The organism is Kitasatospora sp. NPDC059812, from assembly GCF_042732075.1.
Classification (GTDB): Bacteria; Actinomycetota; Actinomycetes; order Streptomycetales; family Streptomycetaceae; genus Kitasatospora.
Map to the genome: position 1 here is coordinate 1 of NZ_JBHWIO010000078.1, position 18,641 is coordinate 18,641.

At 70.5% G+C, this 18,641-nt stretch carries 12 protein-coding genes; 9 read left to right on the forward strand and 3 right to left on the reverse strand.

The genetic code is table 11. From position 1 onward, the window contains the following. The coding region (locus ACFV6D_RS29875) for a transposase domain-containing protein (RefSeq protein ID WP_380561848.1) at positions 1–258 on the reverse strand (258 nt) is incomplete at its 3' end. 672 nt (positions 259–930) lie between these two features. On the opposite strand from ACFV6D_RS29875, the gene ACFV6D_RS29880 reads away from it, so the two are divergent. Further along, complete coding sequence (locus ACFV6D_RS29880) at positions 931–1,380, forward strand: hypothetical protein (protein ID WP_380561850.1); 450 nt, start codon at positions 931–933, stop codon at positions 1,378–1,380. Positions 1,381–1,524: 144 nt separating this feature from the next. Beyond that, positions 1,525–1,686 (forward strand): hypothetical protein, encoded by a 162-nt coding sequence (locus ACFV6D_RS29885; protein ID WP_380561852.1) that lies wholly within the window; start codon positions 1,525–1,527, stop codon positions 1,684–1,686. A gap of 88 nt (positions 1,687–1,774) precedes the next feature. On the opposite strand, the gene ACFV6D_RS29890 is transcribed toward ACFV6D_RS29885, so the two are convergent. Next, positions 1,775–2,068, reverse strand: coding sequence for a hypothetical protein (locus tag ACFV6D_RS29890; protein WP_380561854.1), 294 nt, complete (start codon positions 2,066–2,068; stop codon positions 1,775–1,777). 131 nt (positions 2,069–2,199) lie between these two features. Beyond that, entirely contained in the window at positions 2,200–3,705 is a 1,506-nt protein-coding gene (locus tag ACFV6D_RS29895; protein WP_380561855.1) for a hypothetical protein, read from the reverse strand. 441 nt (positions 3,706–4,146) lie between these two features. Between ACFV6D_RS29895 and ACFV6D_RS29900 the strand changes: the two genes are divergently transcribed. The 7 genes from ACFV6D_RS29900 to ACFV6D_RS29930 all read left to right on the forward strand — a co-directional run bounded on the left by ACFV6D_RS29900 (position 4,147) and on the right by ACFV6D_RS29930 (position 18,514). Further along, complete coding sequence (locus tag ACFV6D_RS29900) at positions 4,147–4,995, forward strand: terpene synthase family protein (RefSeq protein ID WP_380561857.1); 849 nt, start codon at positions 4,147–4,149, stop codon at positions 4,993–4,995. 55 nt (positions 4,996–5,050) lie between these two features. Further along, complete coding sequence (locus tag ACFV6D_RS29905) at positions 5,051–6,685, forward strand: prenyltransferase/squalene oxidase repeat-containing protein (protein ID WP_380561859.1); 1,635 nt, start codon at positions 5,051–5,053, stop codon at positions 6,683–6,685. Between the two features lie 61 nt (positions 6,686–6,746). Continuing rightward, a complete protein-coding gene (locus ACFV6D_RS29910; protein ID WP_380372260.1) occupies positions 6,747–8,126 on the forward strand; it encodes an SDR family NAD(P)-dependent oxidoreductase in 1,380 nt (459 codons plus the stop codon). Between the two features lie 396 nt (positions 8,127–8,522). Continuing rightward, positions 8,523–11,291: a DUF6603 domain-containing protein gene (locus tag ACFV6D_RS29915; RefSeq protein ID WP_380561861.1), complete on the forward strand. Its 2,769-nt coding sequence runs from the start codon at positions 8,523–8,525 to the stop codon at positions 11,289–11,291. Between the two features lie 16 nt (positions 11,292–11,307). Beyond that, positions 11,308–13,428 carry a hypothetical protein gene (locus ACFV6D_RS29920; protein WP_380561862.1) on the forward strand — a complete coding sequence of 707 codons (2,121 nt, stop codon included), beginning with the start codon at positions 11,308–11,310 and terminating at the stop codon, positions 13,426–13,428. Between the two features lie 29 nt (positions 13,429–13,457). After that, entirely contained in the window at positions 13,458–16,889 is a 3,432-nt protein-coding gene (locus tag ACFV6D_RS29925) for a hypothetical protein (protein WP_380561864.1), read from the forward strand. Continuing rightward, positions 16,889–18,514, forward strand: a complete 1,626-nt coding sequence (locus ACFV6D_RS29930; RefSeq protein ID WP_380561866.1) for a hypothetical protein — start codon at positions 16,889–16,891, stop codon at positions 18,512–18,514. The genes ACFV6D_RS29925 and ACFV6D_RS29930 overlap by 1 nt, the downstream gene beginning before the upstream one ends. Positions 18,515–18,641 lie beyond the last annotated feature (127 nt).

Here is an 18,641-nt window from a genome sequence, read left to right on the forward strand (position 1 = left end):
GCGGGCCTTCGTCAACGCCGAACTCGTGGGCAGCCGCTGGACGCACGCGCCCGGCAGATACCGAAGCTTCTCGGTCAGCGTGCGTAACACCGACCGGTACCCCGGCGGACCCACGCTGTCCGAACCGCTGAACAGACACAGCGCCAGGACGAAGTACACCACCGCCCGAGCCGGCAGAAGCCTGCGGCGGCGCTCGACGCGTCCGGTCAACTCCAGTACCTCGTCGACCACTTCGGGTGTGATCTCCTCGGTCAGCACGCCGAGCCGGATCCTGTCCCCGAATCGCGCTCCCACCGGACTGCGAGGGCCTCGCGCGGAAGCTGTACCCGCCGCTGTCGTCGTGGATGCGGTTCGGAGGATGGCACACTGAGCACCCAACGGAGCTCCCTTGCGGACAGTCGGATCTTGGTCGATCTTCTGTCTTACCGGGGGCTCCGTTGCCGTGTCCCGAGATCATCTGCGGACCATCAGATCGTGGTGAAATTCCCCATGCCGACAGCGGGCTATCCGCCCAAATCGGCCACCGCCATGCGCTCTACCTGCGGAAACGCCCTAACTCACCGGCATTGTTCTGAACTGGGACGATGAGGCTTGCCTAAGCTCCGCCGCAGGTCCAGAGGCAGCCCAAGCCGATCCGTCTCACCGATGTGGGCCGGCCGTGATCCGGCGCGCCAGCGCGGCCACCGGGACCGCGGCCCGATCGCTCACCCGGTTCTGGCTGGCCCTCGGCCGCCTTGATCCGATGTCGCTTACCACTGCCCGATGTCGGCCGTCCCGGGTATGGCGGTTTTGATCTTCACTCCGAGTCGGGAGTGTGATCATGCCCGTACGGGCGGGCGCCGCTCGTATCGACTGCCGGCATCGGGCCGTGGGGCTCCGGAATGACGTCGACCACGCGTAGCCCCTTTGCCGTCGAGAAGGAGTAGAGAGATGGCCATGACCAACGAGGAACAGTCCACGGGCGGCACCGCCCGCCTGGAGTGCGTGGCGCACATCCTGAAGGTCGCCGGACGCCCTGACGTCCGCCGGCCCACGGACACCCCCGAGGCGCTCAAGGCCCTGAACGACCCGTTCAAGATCATGGAGGGCCAGGAGTACCAGTGGGTGGTGGAGTTCCGGGTCCGCGATGCGGCGGCCGCCTCGGTCCGCTACATCCACGTGGTCAGGAGGGCCGGCGCGAAGGTCGACAAGATCGAACAGATGTACGGCAACTTCCCGCCCGGTGACACGGTGCACACGCTGCTCACCGGACTGGAGGAGAGTCCGACGGGGGTCGTGACCCGCGCGGGGCTCTTCAACTACAGCGTGGCGTTGTCCGCCGAGAACGCCGAGGCTGTCAGGTACGACTTCACCGTCAAGTTCACGAAGACGTGGGAGTGACCACGCCTGCACCGACCACCGTGTGGAGGCCCGTGCGAGAGCTGACCGCGTTCGTCCAGCGCACGAGGTGCGGCCGGCGGGATGTCGCGTAAGCAACAGTCCGTGAGTTCCGGAGCTTGCCGTTTGGCAAAGGTAAGGCCAGCGATGGCGCGGACCGGCCGTGTCGCGACCGGTCCCACGGCGATCAAGGACTTCTGCACCGCGTCGCTCGACTCTGACCGAGCGCAGCTCGGCTCCCCGGCCGCTGAGCCGTCCCCCTTGGAAAGCGTCTTCAAGGACGACGCCGAGGAGGACGGCGAGGAGTGATCTGACGGTCACCCAGGTAGGGGGCGCCCGGCTGGCTCCACCGGCGGGCACCCGGTGTTCCGGCCTCCTGGGTGTCCGGTCAGTTCGCTTAGTTGTAGTCAGGAGCCGGGATGTCGCGCCTGCCGATCGTCGGCACGACTGGTGAGGGCTGCCCTGTGGGTGAGGCCACGAGAGCGAAGGCGCGGGCCAGGGCTTCCAGGGCTGTGGCCGCCTCGCCGGCGTGCTTGTCGGCGACCTGCTGGGCCTCCCGCACGATGGTCTCCAGCAGCCGGTCACGGGCGCTGACGGGGCCTGCCATCGGCGTCGCCTGGATCGAGTTCGGGATCTGCCAGGCCTCCCCATCAGGTGCTTCTACGGTGAATTCTGCTTCGTTGCTCGTCACGAGCACCCCTCAAGATCGGCAGTACGTATCCCGTCAGGCTAGGCCCGGGGAGGATGCCGTGCGGCCTGAACCGACCGACTCATTCGGGCCGCTGACCGGGCCGGGTCTGCCACGGCGTCGAGAGCAGGAGTTCAGGGGTGGGCCAGCTCGATGGCGAGCAGGTTGCGCAGGCTGCCGTCGCCGGCCTCCGTCTGGGAGGGGTAGAGCATCTGCACGTTCACGGTCAGGGACTGGCCGGGGTCGATGGTGTGGGAGCCGTCGGGGGACGTGATGACGGTCTGCCCGTCGAGGCCGTCCTTGAGCACCTGGTACCAGGAGGTCTGGGTGGGGTTGACGCGGGTGTTCGCGGGGACGGAGAAGGAGATCTCCCAGGCGGCTACCCGCTGTTCGTTGGCGGCCAGCGTGAGGTCGTAACTGACGATCCATCCGTTCGCGCCCTCGGGAGAGGACTGGGGCCACTGTCCGGTGATCTGCGAGGCGACGGCGACGCGCGGCAGTTCGACGTCGGTATCGACCGATCCGGCCTGGCGCGCGGCCGTGTTGGTGCGGGTCCGCGACTGGACCTGGCCGGTCACGGCCATACACCCCTCGGCATGCCGGCCGATGGTGCCGCTCAGGGTGATCACGGCCTTGCCGCCCCGGGGCAGGCTCACCAACTGGTGCAAGCCCCCGACGACCGAGCCGTAGCCGCACTCGGCGCCGTTCTCCCCCCGGCAGCTGAGCTGCGCCGTTGCTTGCAGCGGGCCCGGGATCAGGCCCTCCACCCTGGCGTCGGGAGCGTCGTTGGGGCCCAGGTTCTGCACCTCGAAGGTATAGGCGACACGCTCTCCCGCCTTGGCGCTCTGCGGGCCGCTCATCACCAGCGGCATGTCGGCCGGCAGTTCCACCGAGAGGTTGCGGATCTGGAACGCCGACTGGCCGAGGGAGGAGGCGCCGAATCCCAGCTTGAACGTCGCGGGCATCGCGGCCTGACCGGGCCGGCCCGCGAGGTCGAAATCGTCGATCAGCAGCGAGCCCTGCGGGTTGGACTTGCTGGAGCGCCGTACCGTCAGGCGGCCGGCGATGACAGACACCTGGAGGTGCGCACCCTCTTCCCAGGTGGCGCGGAACCCTCCGGGAACCTCGACGCCGGTGCGCCAGTCGAATCCCGACATGGCGCTGCCGGAGCCGCGAACCGTCAGCGTGTCCGGTCGACTGTCCGCCCCGCCCGGTCCGGCGGCCACGTGGGCGAAGTACCCGCCGTTGTCGAAGCCGATGCCGACCCACCCCGCCGTGACCCCCGCTCGCTCGTCGCCGCCAGACGGATGATGGTGGGAGGAGTAGCCGAGGCTGCCGGCGGGGCCGCCGAGCTCGGTCGTCTGCGCCCCGTCGATCAGGTAGACGCTGAGTCCGTCGAGGGCAGTGTCCGGGCCGGTGTTGGCGTAGTCGAAGTCGATCGTCACCCCCAGTGCGGAGGAGAACGGCTGGTCGAGGAAGGCCGTGGCGGCGGTGCCCGGCTGCGGGGCGAGTTCCAGGCCCCCGTTCAACTGCACTGGGCCGAGCAACTTCCAGTGCGGGTTGTCCGGCGCGGACCGGATGAACGTCTCGGTGAGCGGGAACTGCACCGGCTGTGCGGCAGCAGGCGTCTGATCGGTCATGAAGGCTCCCTCGACTGGGCCTGGCAGCGGACGCTCCGGTCCGCCGGGCGCACGAAACGCAGAGACCATGGAGGCCCCCGGGGCTGACTCTCCCCCCACGGGACATACCCCACGCCTCGAAGGTTGTGGAAAAGTGCAACCTGTCTCACGTGGCGTCACCCTCCCGCGGGTGGGTCGCTCTCCACCTGCTCCCACGGACGGCCAACGGAGGAACGGGACAGGGGTTCCCCTGCCGTCCAGGGGGCTGCTGCCGCACGGCCGATGTGGTGCCGCCGCCTGGACTTCACTTTTCGCCATCCACGGCCACCGATGTTCTGACATGATCAAAACATGACTGATGCGTCATCAGCGGACACGGTCCCCGCGTCCGATCCGGTGCTGCGTTGGGCGCGGGAGGTTGGCCTCGTGGCGGATGCCGGCGGGGAGCGACGCCTTGCCGCGATGCGGCTGAACGTACTCGCCGAGGGCGCCCTGCCGGGCGGTGGCGCGGGGGACGTGGCGTTGACGGCGCAGTGGGCGGCGTTCATCTGCTGGGTGGACGACCAGATCGACCGGCGCGGCCTGGGGTCAACCCCAGGCGAGCTGGAGCGGTTCACCGTGCCCCTGCGCCGGGTGATCACTTCCGGCCGTGCGGCGTCCACGTCGACGGCCCCACACGCGGCGGTGCTGGCGGGACTTTGGGAGCGCACGGCCGCAGGCATGCCCGCGCGGTGGCAGCTGCGATTCACCGCCGACTACGTCGACTTCCTGGACGCCTGCGAGCAGGAGGTCGCCCTGCGCCGGACCGGAGTGCGGCTGGCGCTGCCCGAGTACCTGCGATTGCGGCGGCGCACGATCACCCTGCTGCCCATGCTGGACGTGCTGGAACGCACCGGCCACGCCCACCTGGTGGAGGACCCTCGGGTGGATGCCCAACTGATCGACCTGCGCGAGGCGGTGGCCGATGCCGCAGGCTGGGCGAACGATCTGGCCTCGCAAGCCGGTGACGAGGCCGCCGGCCAGGACAACCTGGTGGCGCTGCTCGCCCGCCGTGACTTCAGCTCCATGGCCGCGGCGCGCACCCGGGTGGCCGCCATGATCGAGCACCGCCGGGCCGGCTTCCAGACCACCGCAACCGCCCTGCGCACAGCCTGCGGCCTGCCGGAGGACCGGCGGCAGGAGCTGCGCCGCTATGTCGACCTGGTGGAGACGTTCATGGCTGCCACCCTGCACTGGCTGGCCGTCACCGGACGCTTCACCCCCGAACCCTTGCCGAGCGCACCGCGCCACCAGCCGCCGCCGCAGCCCTGAGCCGTTCTGCCGGACACCCGGTGACAGCCGCAGACGACGACCAGGACGGACCTCGATGAGAGTCACCCCGATACCTCCGGGCCAGGCCCGCTGGCCCCGCGCCGCGTTCCCTGCCGGCCTGGCACCCGCCACCACGCGGCTGCGCACCCGCCTCCAGGACCAGGTCGGCCCGGACGGGGCCCTGCGCGACCCGTGCCACAGCCGCGTCCTGGAATCCGCCCTGATGCTGGCCCTGCTGGACCGCACCCGCCAGGAGCCCGCCGCCCGCGCCGCCCTGACCGCCTACCTCGCCACGCACCGCGACTCCCCGCAGCCGCTGGAGCGACTGCTGGCCCGCGCCGCCCTCCACACCCACTCCGACGCGGCCGACCTCCTGGACGTGGACCGCCTCCTCGCCCAGGCACCGGACTTCACCGGCCTCCGCAAACGCGCCCTCCTGCACGCGGTCCTCCTCCTGCTCGGAGCCACCCCCACCACCAAGCCCCCCGCCGCCGAGGCGTTCTCCCTGCATGGCCTGCACACCTGGGCCCAGGTCCAGGTCACCGCCGTCAAGGCGATCCTCGCCCGCGCCCACGGGCAACCCCACCTCGTCGACACGCACGACCTGGACCTGCTGCGAGCCACCCAGCAGCCCGGAGCGGTGTGGGAAGGAAACCTCCTCATCCACCTCTCCGTCCTGCACGCCCTGGTGCCCCTGCCCGGCCACGAGGCCCTGATCGCCGACGGGATCCGCATCGCACTGACGCACCAGCGCGCCGACGGCGGAATCCCGTTCATCTGCGACGAGGACACCTGGCTCACCGCCACCGCCGGCATCGCCCTGCACGCCGCCGACGCCCCGCGGTCCGTCCTGGACGTCGTTGCCCGACGCCTGCTGCACCTGCAGCACCCCGCGGGCGGCTGGTCCTACACCGAGAGGGCCCAACTCGCCGACACCGACTGCACCTCCGCCGCCATCGAGGTCCTCCACCTCACCGACCCCCACGCCAACCGGCAGCCGATCCACACCGCCGTCGACGCCCTGAACGCCCTGCGCGGGCCCGACGGCGGCTTCCCCACCTACCTGGCCGGCGCACCCTCGGAAGCCTGCATGGCCGCCGCCGCCGCCAACGCCCTCAGCACCCAGGGCCACCACCAGCACACCGCCCTGGAGTCCGCGCTCGGCTTCCTCGCCGACCAGCAGCACCCGGACGGATCCTTCCCGCCCGACTGGAGCAGCAGCCGCCACCACACCGTCTTCCGCGCGATCCTCGCCGCCGCCCGCCACCGCGACAACGGCACACCCGGCCACTTCGCCTGGCACATCACCCGCAAGGCCATCCGCCTGGTGACCGACTCCCAGAACAGCGACGGAGGTTGGGGCCGGCAGGACGGCGACGTCAGCGACGCCCTGAGCACCGCGTACGCCCTCATCACCCTCAGCACGGCTGGCCCGGCACCCGGCCCCGCCGCCCGCGGCGCGGCCTACCTGCTCACCCAGCAACGCACCGACGGGTCCATCGCCAGCACCCCGGACTCGATCGGGCCACGCCCCTTCGGCTTCACCGTCCCCGCCCTCGCCGACATCTTCACCCTCCTCGCGCTCGGGCACCTCACCCGCCGCCTGGCCCCCTTGCCGCTGCCCCCGCCGCCGGGGCCGCGTCCAGTGGTGACAGGCCGCCGGCAGGGCGAGCCCGCCGGCCACCGCTGACCCCGGCACCGCCGCCCACCCACCCGCTGCCCCGAATCCCGCCCGACCCAAGGAGCACACCGTGTCCGCTTCCATCCCCACCCCAGTCCGGCCGCGCCCGTGGCTTCACGGCAGGACCGCCCTGGTCACCGGCGGCGCGGGCGGCATCGGCCTGGCCCTGGCCCGCGTCCTCGCCGCGCACGGCGCCACCGTCCACGCCGCCGACCTCTCCACCACCAACATCGCCCGCGCCACCCAGCAGATCGCCGCCGCGCCCTGCGGTCCCGGCACCGTCACCTTCCACGAACTCGACATCAGCGACCGCCCCGCCCTGGAGCAGTGGATCGCCGGCACCCACCGGAAGCTCGGCCGCATCGACGTCCTGGTCAACAACGCCGCCCACATCCAATGGGCCGACGTCGAGGAGACGAGCGTCGAGGACGCCGAGCGCACCATGCGTGTCGGCTACGACGCCATGGTCCACACCGTCAAAGCGGTCCTGCCTCTCATGCGTGCCGCAGTAAGCGGACACATCGTCAACATCGGCTCCTCCGCGGGAAAGGTCTTCGTGAAAGGCCCCTCCGCCACGTACGCCGCGATGAAAGCCGCCGTCGAGGGCTACACCCGCATCCTGCAACTCGAACTCGCCCACACGTCCGTCCACGCCATGCTGGTGCGCCCCGGCGTCGTCGTCGGCACCGAGTTCTTCGGCCACCGCGTCCCCTCCAGCCGACTGCCCCGCCTGGCCGACTTCCTGCCCACCACCAGCCCCGAACAGGTCGCCGACGCCGTCCTCCTGGGCCTGCGACAGCGCCGGGCCCAGGTCGACATCCCCGGCTACCTCCCCGCCCTCTACCGCGCCTACGCCCTCGCCCCCGGCGTCTTCGCCCACCTCAGCGGCGCCCTCGGCAACGCCCGCCACGACTACGGCAAACCCCGCCCCGCCCGGAACCGGACCGCCCCCACGACACCCGCCGCACAGCCGGGCCGCGCACTGCGCTTGCTCACCGCCGCAGGCGCCAACCCCGCCTTCGTCGACGCCATGGCCAACATCTCCCCGCCCCTGGACCGCGCCATCCACACCCTCACCGGCGGACGCGCCACCACATTCTCCGCCATGCTGCCCACCCTCATGCTCCACACCACCGGCCGAACCACCGGCCGACCCCGCCGCACACCCCTCATGTACGTGACCGAACCCAACGGCGACCTGCTCGTCGTCGCCAGCAACTTCGGACAGCCCCACCACCCCGCCTGGAGCGCCAACCTCATCGCCCAACCCCACGCCGGCATCACCCGCGACGGCCGCAGGACCCCCGTCACCGGCCACCTCCTCGACGGCGACGACCGCAACCACGCCTGGCAGCAACTCCTCACCTTCTGGCCCCCCTACACCACCTATGCCGACCGCTCCGGCCGCCGCCTGCGCATCTTCCGCCTCACCCCAGGCCACTCGGGCTGAACCGGCGACCAGGGTCGTCGGCACATCGGGTCAACGAGGCGCTGAGCAACACCTTTGGCTCCGGCGACCACACGGTCGTCCCCACATGCATTCCGCATCCCCTCTTCCGAATGTGGATCGCTGAGCACCGCTGATCGGCAACGGCCACTTCACTGGTGTGGCCCGGCCTCCACCATCGCGGAGCCCTCGCGCAAGCCCCCACCGACTCTCCCCGCCATGCGCCAGGGCCTGCCTGGACACCGACAGGTTCCGGCCGATTGTTGCTCGACTTTGCGCCGGTCCGACCGCCAAGACCAAGCCCCCACTACGATCTGTAATCAAATGATCACTCGGTCGGGATGGCGCTGCCGTCCGGAGCTTCGACATGCCCGCGCACGGGCACGGAAGGGGACGGCTGTGACGATCCATGTGGACGAGTTGCGCAAGCTGCTCGACACCGGCGAGGGTCAGGAGGTGGAGCTGCCAGGAGAGATGCTCGGCCTTGGGGACGTGTTCCAGCCCTTCTTCCCTGACGGGGTGCTCCGCCTCGCGAGCAGCGATGGCCACTCTGGCGCGCTGCGGGCGGTCGGCGCCGCTGTTACGTCCCTCGCGGACAGGCCGGTCCGTGTATGTGCGACGTTCAGCCATGACGGCTCTGTCGTCACGGCGGTTGCTCTGGACATTGAACTGCCTGCGCCCGGCACGCGCGCGGACGAGCTCGCCCGCGTCCTCGGCGTGGACGTGCCCCATCTGCCCGGCCCCGATGTCGACCGGATCACCCTCGCCAGGAACGGGGCGGGAGCCACACTGGCCGCCGCCGGTCCCCGAGGGCGTGCGGCACTCTCCCAAGACGCTCGCCTGTTCGTCGCCGAGGCCGACGGCTGGCGGATGGTTTGCTGCGAACAGAACCTGACGGAGGATCAGCTCGCGATCCTCGACATCCGTGCGACTGGGGGGCTTGCTGCCGGGTCCTGGCTGGTACTGCCCGACGGCTCGGTCGTTCCGGTGAAGGCCCCCCTCGCGGTGCCCCGCCTCGACGCCTCGCGCGTCGACGGTCTGGGTCGTGTCATGCCCGAGCGCACGGCAACGACCCGGCGGCGCGGCCTGTCCCGTCCCCTGCGCGCGATCGCGACCCGTGACGGATTCGCGGTCTTGGGCGTCCCGGCGCCGGGGCGTGAGCGCGGCTTCAAGCCCATCGGCAACCCCCTGGATGGGCAGGGCCTCGGCATTGACTACAGCACCCCGCCGCTGCGGATCGCGGGGACGCTCACCGTGCTGCCCGCGCAGGCCCCGTACAAGACGATCATCGGGGGTGTGCTGCTGTTCTCATTCGACAGTGGCGACTCCGGCAAGGGCTTGTACGGGACCGGGATGGGCGCCTACGTCGTGCCCCAGGCGGGGACCGACCCGTCGTTCTTCGCTTTCGCCGCCATCGGCAGCAACCCCGGTATCGGGATCCCCGCACTGCGGTTGAACGGCATCGCGGCGGGCATGGGCTGGAACAGCAGGATCCGGGTGCCCGAGGTCGAGGAGATCGGGGTCTTCCCGTTCATCAAGGCCCTGACCAACCCGGGGGCGATCGGCGCGGAGAAGGGCAACCCGGTCAAGATCCTGGGCACCCTCGTGGGTGGCGACAACCCGTGGATCAGGCCCGCCCAGGACGAGTTGTGGGTCGCCGCCGGGCTGGCGTTCACCGTCGCCGAGTTCGTCGAGGGCCGCGCGATGGCCCTCCTGCAGACCGGACCGGAGCTGACCGTGGCCCTGCTGGGCATGGGCGGGGTCGACTTCCCCAAGGGCGGGACCAAGAAGTACGCCAGGGCCGAGATCGGCGTGCGGGCCGTGATCAAACCGCTGCAGGGCGAGCTCGCGATCGAAGCCGCGCTGACCCCCAGTTCCTTCCTCCTCGATCCCAACTGCCGCCTGCGCGGCGGGGTCGCGCTCAAGTCCTGGTTCGGCGAGAGCCCCCATGCCGGCGACCTCGTCCTCAGCGTGGGCGGCTACCACCCCAAGTACCAGGTGCCCGCCCACTATCCCAGGCCCACGCGGGTCGGGTTCGACTGGGCGCTGGGCGGCAACGTCACCGTCTCCGGCAACGCCTACTTCGCCCTCACCCCGGCCGCGGTGATGGCCGGCGGTGGCCTCGACATCCAGTTCCACGCCGGCCCGGTGCGTGCCTGGTGCGTGGCCAAGGTGGACCTGCTGATCCAGTGGAAGCCGTTCTACATCGACGCCTCGCTCAAAATCTCCATCGGGGTGTCCGCGTCCATCAAGATCTGGTTCATCCGGATCAGCATCACCATCGAGGTCGGCGTCAGCCTCCAGCTGTGGGGGCCCGCCTTCGGCGGATCCGCCGAGGTCCACCTGTGGTTCATCTCCTTCACCATCAACTTCGGCGCCTCCCGGCCACCCCAGGACCGCTCACTGGACTGGGCCGGGTTCCGTGAGATGCTGCCGCCGCCCGAGAGCGCGGTGCGCGTCCTGCCCGGAGCCGGACTGATCGAGAACACCCAGACGGACGGCACCCGTAGCGACGGCGCCTGGGAGGTCTCCGCCGCCGGGTTCTCCTTCACCACCGACTCCACCGTCCCCGTCACCCAGCTGTACCTGAACACCAAGGCCGGAACACCTGCGGAGAGCGGCAGCCTGCTCAACATCCGGCCCATGCAGCAAACCGGCCGAACCAGCGTGCAGTGCGTCTCGCTCACCCGTGAGGGCGAGAGCGTCGACCTCACCACCTGGTCGCGCGCCAGGACCACCGCCTCGGTGGCCCAGGCCCTGTGGGGGACCGGCGCCGGCAACACGCTTCCGGCCAAGGACGGCGACCAGCTCATCGCGAACCAGCTCACCGGTGTCCGCCTGGCCGCGCCACCGCTGCGCAACGGCACCTCCACCGGCTACATCTCCGAAGAGGCCCTGAAGTTCGACCCCGTCAACCCCGACGGTCACCAGCCGCTCAAGGCAACCGACGGGCCCGTCGGCGCAATCCCCGCACGGCCATCCGGCGTCATCGCGACGATCGCGACCACGGTGGCCACCGCCACGCAGATCACCGCCCGCGGCCAGCTCGCCGGCGTGCTCGCCGGGCTCGGCCTGAACCTCGGGCAGCTCGACAACGACCTGAGCGCCTACGCCCGTGCCGCTCAGGCCACCTTCACCGCCGAGCCCATGCTCGTGCCTGCCGCCTAAGAAAGGGGGACTGAGCATGGCCACCGTCGGCCACCGCACCCGGTTCTTCGACCACCGCATCCCGTCCCTGTCCGCAGGCCGCTACCGCATCAACGTCGAGCAGAGCATCACCGGCATCGACACCGGCAGCTCCCTGCCGACCCGCCAGCAGCCCTTCGACGTACGGCAGTTGCGCTTCGCCATCGCCGACACCGATGTTCACGCCTGCTACCCGGTGCCCGGCGCGGTGGGCACCTACAGCCAGCTGCTGCCGCACATCACCCTCGACACCCCCGCCCTGCCCTGGTTCCGGCGTCTCAAGGGCGCCGAGGAGGGCGTGCCGTGGATCGCCCTGCTGCTCTTCCGCGAGGGCGAACTGCCCGAGGACCGCGAGGCGGTGGGCCAGGTCAAGGTCACCACCGTGTGCGACCTGCTCGCCGGACAGGACCACAACCCAGGACAACCACCCGCCATCGCACCCGAGAACGTGTCCGACGACGAGCAGGAACTGGCCTGTCGGACCATCCACGTGCCCGCCGCGCTGTTCACCACCGTGTGTCCCAAACCAGCCGACATGGCCCTGCTCGCGCACGTCCGCGAGGGCGGTCCGCCCGACGCCACCATGAGCTCCGACCCCGAGCCGGAGGAGGAGGACCTCAACGCGGTCGTCGTCGCCAACCGCTTCCCCGCCGTCAGCGGCGGCCAGCACGTCGCGCACCTCGTCTCCCTGGACGGCTTCGAGAGCTACCTGCACGGCGGCACACCGCCGGCGCAGGGCCTGCGGATGGTCTCCCTCCACTCGTGGTCCTTCGAGACCCAGGCCGACTCGACGATCGGCTTCGGCGACATCGTCCAGAACCTCGCCGCCGCACCCGAACCGCTCCTACGGCTGCCCCTGCCCGGCACCGCCACCGACCCCGAGGCGCTGGCGCGGTTGAAGAGCGGGGCCACCGCGCTCCCACAGCGCCTGGAGTCCGGCGAGCGCAGCTTCGCCTTCTACCGGGGCCCGTTCACCGCCACCAAGGCCCAGGAGCTCCCGAAGCCCGCAGCACCGCGCCTGGAGTCGCCCGGCGAGGCCCTGATCTACCTGGAGAAGTACGGCGTCTACGACACCGGCTACGCCAGCGCGTTCAGCCTCGGCCGCGCCCTCGCTCTCGCGGACGCGCCCTTCCGCACCAAGCTCATGGAGTTCCGCGCCGCCGCGCGTCGCGCTGCCCGCCGCCTGCTCGCCCACCCCGAACTCGCCGGCACCAGCGCGCGTGCCGCCGCCACCCTCCTGAGCGAGAATCTCGCTCACCGCGGCTTCGACCGGCTGCTCACCGCTGACGGTGCTCTCATGGGCGCCCTCACCCGCACCGGCACCCAACTCGCGGCAGCCCAGCGCCGCGCCGCCGCCCCCTCGACCCGGGTAGCCCCCTTGAGCTCCGCTGACCTGCGTAGTGCGCTGGCCGAGCCGGATGTGCGCGGTGTCCTGCGGGAGGCGAGCGCCATCCAGCTCGACCCGGTCCGCGCGTGGCTGGACCGCCTGCCGCTCCTGGAGATGGTCCCCTTCGAGCACTTGGTACCCGATGCGCGGATGCTGCCGCCGGAGAGCATCCGCTTCTTCCACGTCGACCCGGGGTGGATCCGCGCCGCCGTGGACGGCGCGCTCAGCGTCGGGGTGGGGCACGCGCTGGACGCCGACCTCAACACGCTGGCCACCGGGATCCAGGACGCCCCCGAGTGCGGCGTGCTGATCCGCTCCGACCTCATCCCCAACTGGCCCAAGACCATCATCACCGCGTTCCGCGGCGACACGGTGGTGGAACCCATGCGGCGGGACGTGTACGGCACCGACGTCCTGCTGCTGCTCTACCCCGAGGTCATCGACACCTTCACCCTTGCCGAACCCCCGCAGGGCCTGATGTTCGGCATCGGGGACGTCGGAACCATCGAACTGCGCAAACTCACCGGCACCGACATCGGCTCGCCCATGGGCGAGTTCCCCGACCCGCCCGGCTTCGGCCGCTTCCTGCGCCCGGCCGGCGACGTGCTCGACATCGCGGGCAAGCTCGCCCCCGAACTCGCCCGCGCGCACAACCTCCCCGCGTTGTCGCCGGCCCGGTTCGCCCTTCAGATGATCAAGGCACCGCAGATCCAGACCTTCGCCCGGCCCTGACCCGCCACCCCGGAACGGACCTTCACACGATGCCCAACAACACCCTCGTGGTGCCGGTCGAGGTGGCCGCGCTCGCAGTCAACGCGCAGACCCGCGACACCGACGGCACGTACGTCATCCAACGCTGGCAGGCCAACTTCCGCTCCCTGACCGAGGACAACCAGCCGCCCGAGCCGCTGCCGTTCCAGGGCACCGAGATCTGGCGCGACAAGCCCGAGCGGCTCGGCGTCTACCTGCAGTGGCAGCTCCCCGAAGCGCTGTGCCAGGGCCACCAGGACAGCGAGAGCGGCGAGATCGGCGACTTCCCCCTCGTCCCCAACCGCTGGCTCGTGGTGCGCCGCTCCAACCGCGCCATGACGTCCTGGGTCGTCGAAAGCGACTACCTCGACCCCCAGAACGGCGCCGTCTCCTACCTCGACCCCGACGCCGCCACCCCCACCGCGACGAAGGCCGGGCGCCGCCACGACCTCACCGTCCAGGCGCCGTGGCGCGAACCCGCAGACGCCCGCGAACCGTTCCTCACCGCGCTCGGCCCCGGCCTGCTCACCTTCTCCGTCTACCAGCCCTACAACCTCAACGTGTTCTCCATCCACGACACGCTGGCGGACATCGAGGGAGACGACCGGCTCAGCTACTACGTCACCGGCTGGTACTCCCAAGAGAGCAAAGACATCCTCGCCGGCACCGAGGACTACACCCACCTCCTCGACCGCCTCCACTGGAGCCTGCCGCCCGGGATGGGCAGCCCTCGCCACTCCCTCTACACGGGCACCGCCTTGGGCATCGACTGGAAACCGAACGGCGGCATCCCCGTCTCCGACTGCCCCGGCCCCGCCAAGATCGCCGTTGCGATCGGTAACAGCGCCGCCGAGGCCGCCGCCGTCCTCCAGGAACAGGCCGCCGGCCCCGGCTCCCTGAACGCCGACGACGCCCGCCTCTACCGGGCGTTCCTCCTCGGCGTCCTGGACGAACTGGACCGCTCCGACGGCGACCTGTTCCCCGAACGCACCGCCCACCAGGGCGGCTTCGGCCCCGTCCCCGGCGGCTACACCTGGCGCGTCGTCGACCGCGGCGACCCGAACGCACTCCCCCCGCTCTCGGCCGGCGAACGCACCCGCCAACTACGCCTCGAACAGGACGTCACCGCCGGCCTCAACACCAAGCAGGCCGACCTCGACGACCTGGAACGCAAACTGGCCGGCGCCCAGGAACACCTGTACAACGTCTGGTCCCTGGCCCAGGAGAAGAAGCAACCCGACTTCTTCGCCCGCCGGAGCGCCGCCGAGCTCAACCCCGCCAATCCCGACGGCGCCGCCGGCAAGGTGGCCGACCTCGCCGCCCAACTGCGCGACAGGCGCACCGAGATCCCCTGGGCGAACGATCCGGACACCCTCGCCGAGCGGGCCCGCGCCTACGCCGCGGACCAAGGCCTGCGCGGCGCCCGCGTCCTGCAGCGCGTCCCCCTCGACCCCTACGAGCAGCACGCCGACCCCGTCATCATGCTCCAGGGCGCCAACCTCAACGCCCCCATGACCCGCGGCTCCAGGCTGCCGTGCCGCACCGAGGAACGCCTGGTCACAGCGGTCGGCTCCATCACCGCACTGAGCGTGGCCGCCGACGTCGCCAAGGTCAACACCGCCCACCTGCCCGAGGCGGTACCCGCGCTGGTCACCGAGTTCTGCATCCTCGACCAGGCCCGCAAGACCGGCGCCAACCTCAACGCCGCCACCGGCACCCTGCCAGCCCTGGGCACTGATCCGTGGCGCCAGCCCTGGCAGCCGCTCTACCTGATGTGGCGGGCCGAATACACCGCCATCCCCTATCAGGCGAACAACGGCACGGCCCACTGGAGCTTCGACGGCAACCGCTACCGCTGGAAGGGCACCGGCGACCTCACCTACGCCGTCACCGCCGGCGGACGCCAGACCCTCGCCCCCACCAGCGGCCACGACCAGGACGGAAAGCTCGCCGGCTACGCCGCCGGCCGCGGCGACCTCCCCGACGAACTCATCCAGCAGCTGCGCCAACAGGCTCGAAGCCTCGACCAGCTCTCCCAGCGCCTGGACGGCCTGAGCGCCGAGGTCGCCCAGCGCGAAGCACGCACCACCCTCCGCCCCACCGGGGCGATCCGCGGCCTGATCGGCGACGCCGACCGCCAGGCACCCGACCCCGGACCACAACCGGTCTTCGAGTGGGACGACTGGGAGCCCACCGACTTCCAGGAGCTGCGCTCGGGCCACCTCGCCTTCGCCGCCCTGTCCGTGGTCGACCGATTCGGCCGCGCGGTCAACCTGATCGACAACCCGCAGCACTTCCGGCCCTTCCGCCCCCAGACGATGGTCCCCGACCACTTCGTCGGCGAGATGGACCGGGACCGCTACATCGAACTGGGCCCGCGCCTGCTCCAACCCGCCCGCCTGCACTTCGACTTCCTCTCCGCACAGCGCGACGAGCCCGTCGACCTCACCCCCGGCACCAACCCCGTCTGCGCCTGGCTCCTGCACAACCGACTCGACAAGTCGATCGCCTGCTACGGCCCCGAGGGCCACGCGCTCGGCGACCTGCGCACCGTGCTGTCCGCCAACGGACAGCGGATCGTCGCATGGACCGCACTGCCCGGCTCCGACATCCAGGAACTCGACCAGCTCGCCGCCCTCTCCCCGCACGCCCACCGCTTCCTCGCCGCCATCCAACAGCGCGGCCCGGCCGTCCTCGACGCGGTGCGCGCCCACCTGGACGCCGCACTGGCAACCATCGACCCCGACGGACCGGCCGACGAGAGCCTGGCCTTCCTCCTCGGCCGCCCCCTCGCCCTCGTCCGCGCCCGCCTCGACCTGGAACTGTCCGGCCCGCCGCGCACTGACGTCACCTGGAAGAACGTCCTCAACCCGCCCCAGCCCAAGATGCCGCACTACCAGTGGACCGTGCGCCTGGGTGAGGCCCGGCAGACCGACGACGGCCTCATCGGCTACGTCCTCGACAACGACTACACCCACTTCGAAACCGTCATCACGCCGAGCGGCGACTCCGCCGGCTACCTGCGGCCCATCGACAAGGGCCAGCGCCTCCAACTCGCCTTCAACTCCGCCAGCACCGCCCTCGTCACCCTCCTCCTCGACCCGAGGGCGGCCGTCCACGCCACCACCGACATCCTGCCCGTCACCGCCATCCACCTCCCCCAGGAGTTCACCACCCACGCATTGGCGAACATGGCGGTCAGCTTCCGCGCAGGCCCCCTCCTCGCCGCCACCACCAACGACGGTGCCGCCCTCCTCCCGCACCCAGCCACCGCGACCGGCACCTGGACCTGGACAGAGCGCGCCGCCGACGCGTGGGCGTCCATGCCCATCACCGTCCCCGACCCCACCGGTCTTCCGATCGGTCAAGACCCCCAGATCCGCTCCGGCTTCCTCGTCCTGGACGAGGCCGCCGCCGTAACCCGACACGAGGAAGCACACTGATGAGCACCGTTTCCCAGACCGCGGCAACCGGCTCCGAAGATGCCGAAGCCGCCGCCACCGCCCTGGAGTTCAGCCTCAGCACCAACCCCGACCCCATCCGCGTCTCCCCCAACACGGGGGACCCCCAGCGGGCCGACCTGGTGATCGTCGGCAGCCGCCGCAGCGGCGAGGCCATCGAATGCAACAAGATCGTCGTTGTCATCCCGACCGGCCCCAACTCCCCCGACCTCGCCCTCGATCTGGAGGGCATCGACCCCCAGACCAGCCTCAAGGACTGGACAGCGACCACCAACGCCCAGGCGAAGACGATCACTTTCGCCCCCACCTCCGGCCATGCGACCATCAGCCGCGACGAGGGCCTCACCGTCCAGCTCATGGGCGTGCGCATCAACCGCCAGGTCGGCACCGCTCCGCTCCTCATCCAGGTCTACTCACGCCCGGCCGGCTCCAGCGAGTCCTTCCTGCCGGACACCACGACGCTGGAGATCGGCAAGTTCCCCGCCGACTTCTACCTGCGCAACCTCATCGCCAAACCGCCCATCATCAACAACGGCGAAACCGTCACACTCACCTGGGAAGCCGGCGGCGTCTCCTCCCTGCGCCTGCTGTACGACACCACCGACGTCAACGTGCTGGACAAGAGCACCTACACGCTCAACAACGTCGGCCACACCACCCAGTTCTACCTGCGCGCCACCGTCCAGATCGGCAACGGCACCGCCGAACGCATCCTCAACACCACCGCCACCGTCCGTGTCCCGGACCTCGAAGTCGGCAGCCTCTTCGTCCGCGGGGCCATCTCCAACCTGCGCTACGGCACCGAGGGCAACTCCTCATCCGCCCCCTGGTCGCAAGCGAACGTACCCACCCTCTTCGGCCACTCCATGCCCACCCTCTTCAAGTACAACAACCAGTTGCACTTCGTGGCCAGCGCCTTCCAGCGCCAGGAACCGCTCTGGGCCACCCTCCACGGCGAGACCTGGATCATCACCCCCACGAACCTGCCCCCCGCAGCCTGCGAAGAACCCGCCTTCCTCGAAGTCAACAACAAGCTCTACTGCGTCTACCGCACCCCGGACAACGCCATGCACCGGACCATCGGGACAGCGGACCCCACGCAACCCGGACAGCTCGCTTGGAGCACCCCCACACGCATCACCACAAAGAACTGGACAACCACCCACAAACCGACACTTGTGCAACTGCTGACGGGCCCCAACTGCGGGTTCCGCCACCCGGACGGATCGATCTACTTCGGCGCCATCATCGACGACACACCGCCGGAGCCCACGAACATCCCCGTCAAGACAACCCACGGGCCAGCTGCGGCCAGCACCCTGCTCGGGCCTCAGTTCGCCTACAGGGCAGAGGACGGCGCAGTCCGCGTCACTCTGGTGACTGGAGACGGTGCCCCCATCCCCGGAGCGCGAACGAGCGACGGGCCAGCATTCGTCCCGTACCTGACAGGGGTGGCTTGCGCCTACCGCGACGAGAGCGGGAAACTCCGGTACTCAGCCAACGTCCTCGGCTCCTGGTTGCCGTCCGACGACATCTCCCCCCTCCCCGGCACCGGCAGCCCGTCAGTGGTCGCACTCAACGGCAGGCTGCACGCCATCTACCGGTAGTTGGGCCACAGGCGAAAACCAGGCCGTACCGGAATGGCTGGCACCCACGTGCTCCCACCGGACTTCCGGTACGGCCACCTTCCTCAGCTGGCAGGCGGCGTCTCTGCGTCCAACTGTCGCCAAGCGT

What these genes read in the sequence shown, in the direction of transcription:
- ACFV6D_RS29880 (WP_380561850.1), top strand. Translation starts at nt 931, where the DNA reads ATGGCCATGACCAACGAGGAACAGTCCACGGGCGGCACCGCCCGCCTG.
- ACFV6D_RS29885 (WP_380561852.1), top strand. Translation starts at nt 1,525, where the DNA reads ATGGCGCGGACCGGCCGTGTCGCGACCGGTCCCACGGCGATCAAGGAC.
- ACFV6D_RS29895 (WP_380561855.1), bottom strand. Translation starts at nt 3,705, where the DNA reads ATGACCGATCAGACGCCTGCTGCCGCACAGCCGGTGCAGTTCCCGCTC.
- ACFV6D_RS29900 (WP_380561857.1), top strand. Translation starts at nt 4,147, where the DNA reads ATGCGGCTGAACGTACTCGCCGAGGGCGCCCTGCCGGGCGGTGGCGCG.
- ACFV6D_RS29905 (WP_380561859.1), top strand. Translation starts at nt 5,051, where the DNA reads ATGAGAGTCACCCCGATACCTCCGGGCCAGGCCCGCTGGCCCCGCGCC.
- ACFV6D_RS29920 (WP_380561862.1), top strand. Translation starts at nt 11,308, where the DNA reads ATGGCCACCGTCGGCCACCGCACCCGGTTCTTCGACCACCGCATCCCG.
- ACFV6D_RS29925 (WP_380561864.1), top strand. Translation starts at nt 13,458, where the DNA reads ATGCCCAACAACACCCTCGTGGTGCCGGTCGAGGTGGCCGCGCTCGCA.
- ACFV6D_RS29930 (WP_380561866.1), top strand. Translation starts at nt 16,889, where the DNA reads ATGAGCACCGTTTCCCAGACCGCGGCAACCGGCTCCGAAGATGCCGAA.